13 protein-coding genes are annotated in these 12728 nt (G+C 45.6%); 11 read left to right on the plus strand and 2 right to left on the minus strand.

From position 1 onward, the window contains the following. Positions 1-224 precede the first annotated feature (224 nt). The 3 genes from GSQ66_RS02525 to GSQ66_RS02535 all read left to right on the plus strand — a co-directional run bounded on the left by GSQ66_RS02525 (position 225) and on the right by GSQ66_RS02535 (position 2452). Entirely contained in the window at positions 225-854 is a 630-nt protein-coding gene (locus tag GSQ66_RS02525; protein WP_162426017.1) for a DUF4403 family protein, read from the plus strand. 519 nt (positions 855-1373) lie between these two features. Next, positions 1374-1958, plus strand: coding sequence for a Crp/Fnr family transcriptional regulator (locus GSQ66_RS02530; RefSeq protein ID WP_162426018.1), 585 nt, complete (start codon positions 1374-1376; stop codon positions 1956-1958). A 74-nt stretch (positions 1959-2032) separates the two neighbouring features. Continuing rightward, complete coding sequence (locus tag GSQ66_RS02535) at positions 2033-2452, plus strand: DUF4345 domain-containing protein (protein ID WP_162426019.1); 420 nt, start codon at positions 2033-2035, stop codon at positions 2450-2452. A 357-nt stretch (positions 2453-2809) separates the two neighbouring features. Here the strand turns inward: GSQ66_RS02535 and GSQ66_RS02540 are convergent, their stop codons facing one another. Further along, positions 2810-3151, minus strand: a complete 342-nt coding sequence (locus GSQ66_RS02540; protein WP_162426020.1) for an ASCH domain-containing protein — start codon at positions 3149-3151, stop codon at positions 2810-2812. 108 nt (positions 3152-3259) lie between these two features. Further along, positions 3260-3805, minus strand: a complete 546-nt coding sequence (locus GSQ66_RS02545) for an REP-associated tyrosine transposase (RefSeq protein ID WP_162426021.1) — start codon at positions 3803-3805, stop codon at positions 3260-3262. Between the two features lie 403 nt (positions 3806-4208). Between GSQ66_RS02545 and GSQ66_RS02550 the strand changes: the two genes are divergently transcribed. The 8 genes from GSQ66_RS02550 (at position 4209) to GSQ66_RS19190 (ending at position 12688) form a co-directional block, all read left to right on the plus strand. Then, positions 4209-4529 carry an ArsR/SmtB family transcription factor gene (locus tag GSQ66_RS02550; RefSeq protein WP_162426022.1) on the plus strand — a complete coding sequence of 107 codons (321 nt, stop codon included), beginning with the start codon at positions 4209-4211 and terminating at the stop codon, positions 4527-4529. Further along, complete coding sequence (locus GSQ66_RS02555; protein ID WP_162426023.1) at positions 4526-5035, plus strand: SRPBCC family protein; 510 nt, start codon at positions 4526-4528, stop codon at positions 5033-5035. Before GSQ66_RS02550 ends, GSQ66_RS02555 begins: the two co-directional genes overlap by 4 nt. A gap of 293 nt (positions 5036-5328) precedes the next feature. Then, on the plus strand, positions 5329-5712 hold the full coding sequence (locus tag GSQ66_RS02560; RefSeq protein WP_162426024.1) for a DEAD/DEAH box helicase family protein: 384 nt from the start codon (positions 5329-5331) through the stop codon (positions 5710-5712). Positions 5713-5784: 72 nt separating this feature from the next. Beyond that, the gene (locus GSQ66_RS02565; protein ID WP_162426025.1) at positions 5785-7446 is read left to right on the plus strand and encodes a DEAD/DEAH box helicase; all 1662 of its coding nucleotides are present in this window, start codon (positions 5785-5787) and stop codon (positions 7444-7446) included. After that, a complete protein-coding gene (locus GSQ66_RS02570) occupies positions 7401-8321 on the plus strand; it encodes a hypothetical protein (protein WP_162426026.1) in 921 nt (306 codons plus the stop codon). Before GSQ66_RS02565 ends, GSQ66_RS02570 begins: the two co-directional genes overlap by 46 nt. Before the next feature lie 48 nt (positions 8322-8369). Beyond that, the gene (locus GSQ66_RS02575; protein ID WP_162426027.1) at positions 8370-9593 is read left to right on the plus strand and encodes an IS256 family transposase; all 1224 of its coding nucleotides are present in this window, start codon (positions 8370-8372) and stop codon (positions 9591-9593) included. 242 nt (positions 9594-9835) lie between these two features. Further along, on the plus strand, positions 9836-12280 hold the full coding sequence (hrpB, locus tag GSQ66_RS02580) for an ATP-dependent helicase HrpB (RefSeq protein WP_162426028.1): 2445 nt from the start codon (positions 9836-9838) through the stop codon (positions 12278-12280). A gap of 303 nt (positions 12281-12583) precedes the next feature. Next, positions 12584-12688 carry a GIY-YIG nuclease family protein gene (locus GSQ66_RS19190; protein WP_394351425.1) on the plus strand — a complete coding sequence of 35 codons (105 nt, stop codon included), beginning with the start codon at positions 12584-12586 and terminating at the stop codon, positions 12686-12688. Positions 12689-12728: the final 40 nt, after the last annotated feature.

The raw sequence follows: 12728 nt of genomic DNA on the forward strand, positions 1-12728 counted from the left end.
AACACGAAAGCTACGTGATAAAGGAAACGTACCAACTTTAAACCTCCGGACAAAACCCTGCTCAGTCGATTTTAATTTGCCCTGCCAGCCTTCTCTGCTTACCTTTATGCACTTTAATGCCAGAGGAAAGAGGCTCTGCTTAAACGATTTTGTGCAGCATATATCTGTATAGTTGTAACTTAACTGCTGCGGATACGTGCTATTTCTTTCCTAAACTCATCGCTATGGAAAACGCTATACACCTGAACATACCCCTTACTGTTTCTTATCCCGCCCTCGAAAGTTTGCTGAAACAGCAGTTGATCGGCATGTATATTCCCGAGCCCGAAGAAGGTACTGCTGCAAACCCCTATGCCCAGGTATTGGATGTAGGCATAACTGGGAGCAGGGCAGGTGCTTATAACGTGCAGTTACGGGTTCAGCTGAGAATACTGCGTACCGTACTGAAAAGGGACATGGTAGATCTTTACGCCTCGGTTGCCCTGGACTTTGATAATGCCACCCAGCAGGTATTTGTACAGCAGTTTTCAATGGAGTCTGCTACTTCGAGTGGGTTTTACAACACGGCGCTACAAGTGCTGGTAAACAAGGTAGCCTACAACCAGATCATCGAGAAGGCACGAATTGACCTGAAGCCTATTATTTCGGCGGAACTGGAGAAAGTGAATTCCCAACTGGAGCAGGGACTTGAGCTGAAAGGACTGAAACTGAAAGGGACAGTAGCAACAGTAACAGTACAGGATGTTGACCCAAAGCCGGACGGACTCACGTTACGGTTGCAGGCACAGGCAAACCTGGAGGTAGCCGTTTATGATCTTGCCGGTCTTTTACCACCGAAAACAATGGAACTATAGAACGGCTTAAAATCAATCAGGAAAAGTTTAAAAGCATGCAAATAGCGGCATCTCTGACTATAACCCCTGTGCTCCGATCTTTTAAAACTTTGTTCTATAGTTGGCAACCCTGAAATCCGTAGGTCAGGTGTTAACTGTTTGCGCAACAGATCCTCTTAAGATGAAGAATGCCCATACCTGTATAATGCAGTAAAATGGAGGGTAGATGTATATTAAAGCCCAGCATAAGCGAAGCAATTACTTCACCCTGGTGTAGGTGTAGGCCAGATACACCATCTATAGTTGGGTAAACGATAGGTTTTCAGGTCTTGAGACTTTTACCAGTGATTTTGAACAGGAACTACTATAGTCGGTGAGGTATGGGCTGCTCGTAAGGGATGTGCTTTGCAGGTTCCGAGGTGCAAACACTTTAACTATAGAACTATAAACGCAAGCCCATATAAACTCCGGGCCAATACGAAGCCCACCATTTTCAAATCACCGAACTTACGCTAAATTGCAACAGCAACCTCCGCAATTATGGACAAAGAACTTCAGCAGCTAAAGCAACTGGTAAATGGCATTCACCCGCTGTCCGAAGAAGACTGGGAAGCCTTTGCTGCTGTCTGGAGCCGCCATGTGGCCAAACGGAAGGAACCTCTGACCATGGCCGGCGAGTCGGAGCATTATCTGTACTTTGTGGCGGATGGCGTGCAGCGGGTGTATTACTTCGACGACCAGGACCGGGAAGCGACGCTGGTATTCACTTATGCCCCGTCCTTTGGCGGCGTGCTCGACTCCTTTATGCTGCAGCAGCCTTCGCGCTACTACTATGAGACCTTAACACCATCCGTTTTCTTAAGAGCGTCTTTCCCGGAGCTGCAACGGCTTATGCAGACCAGGCCGGCCATCGAGTCCATGATCCGGGAAGGGCTGTCCTATAGTTTGTCCGGTTTGCTGGAGCGCCTGGTTGAGTTGCAGTGCTATACGTCGGAGGAGCGGTTCCGGAAACTGCTGCACCGCAGCCCGCATATTCTGCAACTGGTGCCGCATAAGTACCTGGCCAATTACCTGGGCATCGACCCCACCAACTTCAGCAAACTACTCAATAAAGTGCGCATCTGAAATCTTGGTATTTACCAAGAATAGTCTTTGCGGGGCACGCCATCTTTGTAACATCAACTTAAACAAAACATGTTATGAAGACGCAAAGAACCGTTACCCTCGCCTCCAAAGGCTTTATTCTCCTCTCCGCGCTAAGCCTCCTGTCCGTTAGCGTAATGGCGTTTGCCAACCCGCAGTCCGTGATGGACCTGGTACACGTGCAGCTAAACAATACTGATGCCTTCAGCTCCATACGCGGGGTGTACGGCGGGGTAGGGATGACGCTTTTCCTGAGCCTGATCTACCTGATGCTGCGCGATACCCAAAGCGGCCTGCTGTTTCTGTGCCTGCTCTGGGGCTTCTATGCCTTGTCGCGTACCATTACCATTTTCTCGGAAGGGGCCCTGGGCGACTTCGGGAATCAATGGCTGCTGACAGAGTCGGTGTTTTTTGTACTTGCTCTTGTACTGGCACTGGCCAACAGAAAAGCTATACCTGGTAATAAGGCGGTTTAGAGAAAAGCATTCAGCCCTATCGTGTCCCGTTAGGCTTTGATTCTAAGATTATCTCTTTTGCAGGTAGGGCCGTTTCCTTCCTCGTTTTTGTTATCCTGAAAGGATCTTGTTAAATAGGGCCCCTACCCCCGCCACTAGCATCGGCTTAACCTTCGGGGTTAGGGGCCCTATTATTTCTACCAGGATTCTTAAAAGAATAATAGTAATTGTTGGGTTTGTTTGCTTAGAATGAAACTGCTCTACTTCCGCTGGTGCGAGCTTGCAGCTCGTGCTGTTACTTTAGCTGATGGTATTGCTGCTTGGAAAAGAAAAGGCACGAGCTTGCAGCTCGTGCCAGCGGGGCCTGCATTTTAATTTTTACGCGGGTAGCAACTTAAAGTAAATGATAGTACAACGGTCTTCGGCTGTAATGTCCGGATAAAACACTTTCAGGTCTGCCCGAAGGGTTTCCAGGCTCTCAAAGCCATCCGTTAGGGCATCAGCCTCGGTTAAGTCGGCAAACGATTTGGTAAAATCCAGCTTTTCTATCTGTGCCTTTTCTGGTAGGATTAAATCGCCAAAAACCAGCGGCAACTGTATAGCGTTTGGCAGAACATATCCTAACCGGACGGTAGACGTTTTTTGGCGCTGCCGCACCAGCTCAAGGTATTTTTTATGAAAGTGCAGGTGGTCGATGTTCTCTGTTTCAGCTTTTCTCATGTGCTAATCTACTTAAAATATACCAGGCTGTTACCCCGCTGGTGCGGGCTTGTAGCCTTATCCTGTTACCTCCCGCTGGCGCGAGCTTGCAGCTCGTGCCTCCACAAATCAGGCAATATCAATCTCCAGCAGTCCTTTACCGCCACTATAGTCTAAGGCGCTGCTATACTTCCAATGGTTCGGCTCCGACACAAAGCCAGCCTCTACAGGGTTGTTATGGATGTAGTCGATCTTCTGGTCTATTACGGCGGCACTCCATAGTTCGATGGGCTTATTGTGCTGCTGCCAGAACTGCCGGTGCTTCACGTTGCTGTTCTTCAGGCCGGCCCGCTCCATCAGCCACAGCATCCATTCCTTCCGGCTCTCCTGGTTGTGCTCAACTATAGCTTTCTGCAGCTGTTTGGAGGTATGCGTTTTCAGCTCCTTCAGCAACACGCTTGGGTTATTGGCTTTGGCCCGGAAAATGAGGTGCACGTGGCTGGGCATAATGCACCAGGCATAGATCTCCATGCCTTTGTTTACGCGGCAGTAGTCTAAGCTGTCAGTAAGCAGGGCAAAGTACTCTTCCCGCGTAAACACGTCTATCCAGTACACCACCGCAAAGCTTACAAAGTATAGCCCCTCCTTGTTATGAAATTTATACTTCCGGCTCATGTTCCTGCTTATACTTATAACAGATGCGTCCGGGTTTTGGATCAGGAAAGTATGATGCTAGTAAGAACTAATGCTGGTGCGGGCTTGCAGCTCGCACTGTCACGTTTGCTGAAGAATAGTTGTGTGGACTTAAAAAAGCACGAGCTGCAAGCTCGCGCCAGCGGAGAAAGTATTACGCTAGTGCGAGCTTGTAGCTCGTACTGTTACTTTAGTTGAATTTATAACTTAGAGAAAAGAAAAAGACACGAGTTGCAAGCACGTGCCAGCGGAGGCAACTACTTAATACCTACACCTCAACTATGGCTATTTCAGTGCCTTACAAAAAATAAATAAAAAATAATAATCGCAACCGAATAGTTGCACGTATATTAGCAAACAAACGGTTGCATATTTTGATTCAGAAATGAGAAGAGACGTTTTCCAGGCGATTGCAGACCCCACCCGAAGAGCCATTATTGCATTGATTGCTTTGCAGGCCATGACGCCGAATGCCATAGCCGAACATTTTGACACCAGCAGGCAGGCTGTTTCAAAGCACTTACAGATATTGGTAGAGTGCGAGCTTGTGAAACAGGAACAGCAGGGGCGCGAAATTTACTATCAGCTTGAAGTTGCTAAAATGAAAGAAATAGACAAATGGCTGGAACAGTTTCGGAAGATCTGGGAAGACCGTTTTAACCAACTCGACACTATATTTTCTAACATAAAACAAAATAAGCCATGAAACACGACCTTGCATTTGAGTTCTCCGTGAACAAGGAAAACAATACGATCACCGTTAAAAGAGAGTTTGCAGCAGAGCTCCCGCTTGTGTGGGATGCTTACACCAAAAGCGAGATACTGGACCAGTGGTGGGCGCCTAAACCATGGAAATCGCGCACCAAATCGATGGACTTCAGAGAAGGTGGCCACTGGCACTATGCCATGGTTGGCCCCGAAGGGGAAGAGCATTGGGGATTAACTAATTACAAGACCATTGATCCTAAAAAGCGCTATACCGCGCTGGATGGTTTTGCAGATGCCGAAGGAGTGGTAAATACAGAAATGCCGCAATCGAAGTGGGAGGTAAGCTTTACACCCAAAGAGGAAGTTACCTTAGTAGAGAACCTGATCACGTTTGATGACCTGACACAGCTCGAGACCACCATCCAGATGGGCTTTAAAGAAGGCCTGACCATGGCAATGGAAGGCCTTGATGAATTATTGGCTGCTCAGAAACAGGAGGCCTAAAGTCTGTAAGCTGCAGAAAAGATATCATATTTAATAGCATAAATAAAAGCGGGGCTGGTGTATAACCTTAGAGCCTCGCTTTTATAGTTTATAGTGCTTATTCATCATCTGCTAGTGTGAGCTTATTGCTCGTACTGTTACAATTTTTGGATGAATTGCTGCGAGGAAGGAAAAGGCACGAGCTACAAGCTCGCGCCAGCGGGGGAATCATGTTTATTGAGAAATATTATATTAAGTATATATTTATGCTTTTATTCAACTAAGAATATAACTCATTCTTTTTTTCTAGACTAATGGCTAAAAAACTTGGTTTACATAAGCATCAAAAAGAGGCTTTAGACTTAATAAAGGACTATTTGAAATCGAACTCAAGAAAATCTGCGTTAATTCAAATGCCTACTGGGAGTGGTAAAACAGGTGTTATAGCCTGGGCGAGTCATTTTTTAACAGATAATAACGTCCTTATATTATCACCTAGAGTTGCAATTAAGGATCAACTATTTAAAGAAGTTAAAGAAAAGTTCTTAGCCAAAATAAAAGTAAATCCAAGCAACAAGAAAGTATCTGTACTTACTCATAATATTGACTTTAGTGTAAAGACTATTTTTATAGATACAATACAGAAAGTAGATAGATTAAGAAACTTTGCTCCAGATAAATTTGAACAACTAGAATAAAATATAGATTTAGTTATTATTGATGAGGGGCATTATGAGCCAGCATTATCTTGGAGTTTGTCAATCAGATCTTTGGCTAGTAAGTTAATTCTTTTTACTGCTACACCTTATAGGAATGATTACAAAGGGTTTAATATAGATGAGAAGTACTTTTATAAGTTGAATTATACTGATGCTGTTAAAAAAAATATACTAAGGTCTGTAAAATTCTTACCGACTAAGCCATTGAGTAGTGATCAAGAGTTTGTTACACATGTAATTGATGAGTTTGAGAAAATATTTGGTAAGCTCGCTAATTCAGATTATAGAATCATAGTTAGATGTGATAATGCTGAAAGTATAAAATATTTAACTCGATTATTTATTAGTAGAAGTGTTTCATGTATAGGTATACATGAAAATTTTAAGAAGGAAACACTAAAAGAAAAATTTTTTTCTAAGGTACCAGAACAAAATGACGCTAAAGTATGGGTACATCAATTTAAGTTAACAGAAGGAATTGATGATAGTTCTTTTAGATTTCTTGCATTTCATAGCGCCTTAGGTAATGATAGGCAACTAATACAGCAAATTGGTAGGATAATACGCAATCCAGAATTCAAAAGCAGTACTGCTTATATCATTGATAGCAGTAATAAATCTTATAGTCAAATTTGGAAAAAGTACCTGCAATTTGATAAGGATTCGGCTAATTTCAAACTTAAGTCTATAGCCGATAGATACTTAGATCATACTAAGCAACAACAATTAAAATATGAGTACATTCAAAAGAAATTTAGAGAAAAATTAACAGAAGATAATTTTACACCTTCATTAGATCTGCGTCTACCACTTAGGACTAGCTTTATACAGAAAGGCCAAGATTTTAATCTAAATACTTTCATAACTAGATTAGGAGCGAGGCTTAGGCAAAAAGATTTTATTTTTTATAAAAAATTCAAGAAGGATAAAGGCGAAGCAGTATTTTACTGCCTGTCAATAAGCAATTCAGAGTTTTTAACTGATAAATATTCTTTAAACGTTAAAAATTCTATTATAGTAATCAAAGACCTTTCAGGGTACTTGTGTTTCTTCGACAGCGAAGGAAGTTTACCTTTGAATGATTCAGATCTAGGAACAGGGCCAGCTATTCCAAGTAACCTTTTGAAGAAATTGTTAAGTGACTTCAATAAGGCAGTAGTTACGCGCGTGTCAATGAAGAATAGTGCTTTAGGTTTAAATGCACTTAGATCTAAAATGATAGCAGCTGTATCCATAGCTAACACTACACCATTTTTAGATGATGATTCCCAAGTTATATCTAATGCTGCTGGGACTATAGTTAATGAGTTAGACGCTAAAAAGAAAAGCAGGAGGTATTTAGGATTCGATAAGGGTAAAGTTTCACAATATGACTCATACGTTACCTTGTTAGATTATTTCCTTTGGCTAGAGATGTTAAAACAAGCATTGGAGGGAACATCGGTTGCTTTACCTTTATTTAATAGGTATGCTCTTAACATTGATGATATTAATACGATTAATAAGTCACCAAAAAATATATTGCTTGATCTATCTGATATAGAAGATGAAATTGAAACAGCCGAAATAACTGAGAATGGGATTCAGCTACTTATACCAGGAGAAAGTGTAACATTTTCGGATTTATGTTTGGATGTTCAAAATGAGCGTAACAATTATTTTTTGATTTGGTTTTTGAAGATCAAAGCATCAATTCAGTTGCAAAAAGCTTAAATAAAGAAATCCGAATTTATATTGGATATGATGATAAAAAGAAAAGATACCTCTTTGAGTCTCGTGAAAGTGATAAATATTTTGACTTGTCAAATATTGTTAAATTGAAGAAAGGATCAAACTATAAAGGGATATTAGACTTTCTTAACAAAACTCAATCTGTAAGAATAATACCAGAAGAAAGTCAGGTTGTATATGCTTCTGGTGGTTTTTACTCTATTTTCACTGAGCTTGGTAAAAAGCTGAAGTGGGAGGAACTACATATAAGTAATATTCTTTTCCCTTCAAAAAAGCTTGAAGGAGACATCTCAGAGAAAGGATCATCAGGCTTTGTAGGTAATGATTGGGAGGATGGTTGCCTTTTTCACCTTATTGATAACTTAGGGCATAACGATAATGATCTTAAAAAACATTTTCTATTTCCTGATGAACCAACATTAATTGTATGTGATGATATAGGTAAGGAAATAGCTGATTTTATATTTGTTAATGAAAATATGAATGGTAATAGTAGAGTAGTATTTGTTCATGCAAAATGTCAAAGTAAAAAGCATGCATCAAAACTTTCTGCTTCCAAATTACAAGATGTATGTGGACAAGCTATCAAGAATATACATTACTTGTCAATGTTTAATGTAGCAGTCCCAATAAATGATTGGGATAAGAAATGGAAATTGGATAAAAGTCAACCTACGACACATAAAACGAGAATTAGGAAGCCAGCCAATACAAAAAAAGCAGAAGCTTGGAAAAAAATCAATGCTGCAATTAGTAATCCATTAACTCAGAAGGAAGTTTGGATAATGGCTGGCAATATTTTTTCTAAAAGTGAATTTAAGAAGGAGTTGAAAAAAACAAAGCCTGCGAGGCTGTAAAATAAACTGTGTCAAAGGATTAGGAGTATTACCTTTAACACAGTTGACATGGAAGAAAAAAACGAGCTGGATCTGGAAAAGATCAAGCGCCAGTTCCTGGAAGAGTTCCGGAGCGGCAAACCCACCTTTGGCAAAGATGGCGCACTTGGCCCCTTGTTAAAACACTTTTTAGAAGCCGCTTTGGACGCGGAGATGGACCTTCATCTGACAGATGAGCAACGCAAGCAAGGCAACCGGCGCAACGGAAAGGTGAGCAAACAAGTGCGTACAACAGACGGAGTGATTGAAGTGGAATCCTCCCGCGACCGCTCGGCTAGCTTTGAGCCGCAGATTATCCGCAAGCGGGAAACGGTGCTGGCCGAAAACCTGGAGCCCCGCATTCTAAGCATGTACGGCCTGGGCATGAGCCTTCGGGACATCTCGGCTCATCTGAAGGAGATGTACGACATGGACATCTCCCACGATACCTTAGCGGCCCTCACCGAAAAGATCGTTCCCCAGGTTAAGGAATGGCAGGCCCGGCCGCTGGATCCGCTCTACTGCATCGTCTGGCTGGACGCCATGCACTACAAGGTCAGGCAGGAAGGGCGCACCATCTCCAAAGCTGTCTACAACATTCTGGGCATTGACCGCCACGGCTACAAAGAGTTGCTGGGCGTGTATGTATCCGAAAGCGAAGGGGCTACTTTCTGGCTCTCGGTGCTCACTGACCTGCAACAGCGGGGCCTACAGGATATGCTCATTGCCTGCATCGACAACCTAAAGGGCTTTGCCGAAGCCATCGGCAGTGTTTTCCCGCAGGCTGAAGTACAAAGCTGTATTGTCCACCAGATCCGTAACAGTATCAAATATGTGGGCTCTAAGGATCAGAAGGATTTTATCAGGGACTTAAAGCCCGTGTACCGGGCAGAAACAAAAGAGCTGGCGGAGCTCAGGCTATTGGAGCTGGAAGAGAAGTGGGGCAAAAAGTACCCCAAGGTGCTCGAGAGCTGGCAGCGAAACTGGGAGAAGCTCTCAACGTACTTTAAGTACACTGAGCCGATTCGCCACCTGATCTACACCACCAACACGATAGAGGGTTTTCACCGCCAGGTCAGGAAGGTGACCAAAACCAAAGGAGCTTTCCCCTCAGACATGGCTCTGCTGAAGCTGATTTACCTCTCGCACCAGCATATCAGCAAAAAGTGGGTGATGCCACTGGCAAACTGGAGCCAGACGGCCCAGCAGCTATCGATCTGGTTTGGCGAGAGGATGCAACTGGACTTGAAGTGAGTCACACTTCAATAGTTTGGCCCTGTTGCCGTAAGGACTCAGCCAGAACAGCAAAAGGGCCAGTAAATTGAAATGAGGAATGACACAGTTTAAATTACACTCCCAAGCCTGCTTATAATGCTGTTCAAGCAGCAATTCTTCTACATGCAACAATGCAGAATGTTGGTAGCATTGATGCTAAATTAAAAGTTTTCTGCTCTCCATAATTAGATATCAACTAAACTCTTTTAAATATTACCCCCTTGCCCTTCAACCCATTTACCATAGACTTACCCGTTCGGGAAATTATACCTGCCGTTAGGGAGCACCTGGCGGCGCAGAACACCCTGATCGTAAACGCCCCTCCGGGAGCCGGTAAAAGCACCTTGCTGCCGCTGGCTATACTGGATGAAGTATGGCTGAAAGATCAGAAGATCATCATGCTGGAGCCCCGGCGCCTGGCGGCCAAAACCATTGCCGAGCGCCTGGCGCAACTGCTGGGCGAGGAGGTAGGCCAGACCGTCGGCTACCGCATCCGTTTCGAGACCCGCATCTCCGAGCGCACCCGCATCGAGGTCGTAACCGAAGGCATCCTTACCCGCATGATCCATAGCGACCGCTCGCTTACGGGTGTGGGCATCGTGATCTTTGATGAGTTTCATGAGCGCAGCATCCATGCCGATGTAGCCATGGCCCTGAGCCGGGAAGCGCAGCACACGCTTCGCCCGGACCTGCGCATTATGGTGATGTCGGCCACCCTGGATATGCCCCAGCTCACCAGTATACTGAAGGCCCCGGTGGCGCAAAGTATGGGGCGGCAATACCCCATCAACACCATTTATACCGGCGACGCCGACGACCGCATGCTGCCCGAAATGACGGCCCGTATTGTGCAGCAGGCAGCGCAGGAGCGGGAAGGGGATATACTCGTGTTTCTGCCCGGCGAAAACGACATCCGGAAAGTAGAAGAGTTACTCCGCAGGCAGCTGCGCGATTTTAAGATACACCCGCTGTTTGGTATGCTGCCTTTTAATAAGCAGTACGCCGCCATTATGCCCAACCGCGAAGGCAAACGCAAAGTGGTGCTGGCCACCAGTATAGCCGAGACCAGCTTAACTATAGAAGGCATTTCGGTGGTGGTGGATACGGGCTTCGGCAAAACCTCCCGCTTCGATCCGAAGTCCGGTTTGTCGCGCCTCGAAACGGTGCGCATCTCCAAAGACGCCGCCGACCAGCGTGCCGGTCGCGCTGGTCGTTTGGGTCCGGGTACAGCCTACCGCATGTGGAGCAAAACCACGCAGGAGCGCATGGCCCCGCACCGCACCCCCGAAATCCTGGAAGCCGACCTGTCGTCGCTGGTACTTGACATGGCTCAGTGGGGCATTACGGATATCCGTGGCCTGACCTGGCTGAACCCACCACCGCGTGCTGCTTTGCAATCGGCCACCGAAATGCTGCACCAGTTACAGGCACTGGAACATGGCCGCATTACGGAGCACGGCAAGAAAATGCATACGCTGCCTTGCCACCCACGTATCGCGCACATGCTGCTCAAAGCCGAAGAAACCGACCAGGTAGCGCTGGCAAGCGATATTGCCGCCATCCTGGAAGAGCGCGACCCACTGGACCGCAACGCCGGCATCGACATTAACTTAAGAATAGAAGCCCTTAGAAGGTATAGAAAAGAGCAGGGGCAGGGTAAGAAATTTGGTAAGATTGAGAAGGTAGCCCGCTCGTACCGCCAGCTGTTTAGTATTGAGCCAGATAACGGCAAATTTGATGAGTACGAAACCGGTGTGCTGCTGACACATTGCTACCCCGAACGCATCGCCTACGCACGCCCCGGCAACAACGCACAGTTCCAGCTGGCAAGCGGCCAGTATGCTTCTGCCGGTCACCGCGACGATCTGGCGCACGAGCCCTGGCTGGCCATCGCACACCTGCACGCCGGCACTGGCGATAACCCCGGCAGCATTTTCCTGGCTTCGCCACTCAACCCAAGAGACCTGGCCCCGCTCGTAAAACAGCAGGAAGTTTATACCTGGGATGTGAACGACGGGGAACTTACGGCCTCTATGGATACCCGCATCGGAAGCATCGTTTTGCAAAGCAAGCCACTGCCACCACCCGACGAGAAGTACCGCGTACCCGCCATTTCCGAAGCCATCAAACACGAAGGCGAGCACCTGCTGGACTTCAACCACGAGGTAACGCAATGGCAAAATCGCGTAATGAGCCTGCGTAAATGGTGCCCCTCCGAGTTCTGGCCCGACGTAAGCAACTCCACACTACTAATGACCAACTGGGATTGGCTAAAGTCTTACCTGTTCGACATCGAGCACCCGGATGAGCTGATGGAGCTGGAACTGCTGCCTATACTTCAGAAGTTCTTAGATGCTGATAAACTGGCAAGAATGGACGAACTGGCCCCCGCAAGTATAGTTTTACCGGATGGTTCTTCGATCGAGCTGGAGTATAAACCCGATGGAGCACAACCCAAGCTGGAGATACGTTTGCAGGATATACTTAACTGGGAAGAAAGCCCGACGGTAGATGAAGGGGAGATGACGGTGGAGCTGGCTTTGCTGTCGCCGGAGCTAAAGCCTATTACAACTGTGTCTGATCTGGGCAGTTTCTGGAAAGGGAATTATAGAGTGATCAAACGGCAGTTGGAGGTGGTGTTTCCGGAAGTGAAGTGGGAGAGGTAACCCCACCCCAACCCTCCCCTAAAAACAGGGGAGGGAGTTTAGTGAATTCGGGATTTGAACCACCACTATTTGTTATCCCGGGCGCAGCCGAGGGATCTTAAACAGCAGTGTTGTTGAGGGTTTTTTTGCTCTCCTTTGCTTTGCAGTATATGTGTGAAATATTTTTAGCGCTATAAATAGACACATAAGATCCCTCGGCTATGCTCAGAATGACGATAATAGGCGGCTCTCTGAATAGTAACATACTCTGAAAGGAATTTCTACTTTAAGCATATAGTTCTGCCTGCACAACTTGCAGCACACATGTTTAACAGCAACTACTTGGTTTACATTACTTCCAACACTACCCGTTCTATTTATTATGTTGGTGTAATCAATGATCTGGCTCGCCGGCTGGATGAACATTAGCAGTATAGCGGAGATAAAAAGACATTTGCTGGTCGCTACA

The sequence above is a fragment of the Pontibacter pudoricolor genome (assembly GCF_010092985.1).
Classification (GTDB): Bacteria; Bacteroidota; Bacteroidia; order Cytophagales; family Hymenobacteraceae; genus Pontibacter; species Pontibacter pudoricolor.

Coding starts and splice junctions, on each gene's coding strand:
- GSQ66_RS02525 (WP_162426017.1), top strand. CDS start 225: ATGGAAAACGCTATACACCTGAACATACCCCTTACTGTTTCTTATCCC.
- GSQ66_RS02530 (WP_162426018.1), top strand. CDS start 1,374: ATGGACAAAGAACTTCAGCAGCTAAAGCAACTGGTAAATGGCATTCAC.
- GSQ66_RS02535 (WP_162426019.1), top strand. CDS start 2,033: ATGAAGACGCAAAGAACCGTTACCCTCGCCTCCAAAGGCTTTATTCTC.
- GSQ66_RS02540 (WP_162426020.1), bottom strand. CDS start 3,151: ATGAGAAAAGCTGAAACAGAGAACATCGACCACCTGCACTTTCATAAA.
- GSQ66_RS02545 (WP_162426021.1), bottom strand. CDS start 3,805: ATGAGCCGGAAGTATAAATTTCATAACAAGGAGGGGCTATACTTTGTA.
- GSQ66_RS02550 (WP_162426022.1), top strand. CDS start 4,209: ATGAGAAGAGACGTTTTCCAGGCGATTGCAGACCCCACCCGAAGAGCC.
- GSQ66_RS02555 (WP_162426023.1), top strand. CDS start 4,526: ATGAAACACGACCTTGCATTTGAGTTCTCCGTGAACAAGGAAAACAAT.
- GSQ66_RS02560 (WP_162426024.1), top strand. CDS start 5,329: ATGGCTAAAAAACTTGGTTTACATAAGCATCAAAAAGAGGCTTTAGAC.
- GSQ66_RS02575 (WP_162426027.1), top strand. CDS start 8,370: ATGGAAGAAAAAAACGAGCTGGATCTGGAAAAGATCAAGCGCCAGTTC.
- GSQ66_RS19190 (WP_394351425.1), top strand. CDS start 12,584: ATGTTTAACAGCAACTACTTGGTTTACATTACTTCCAACACTACCCGT.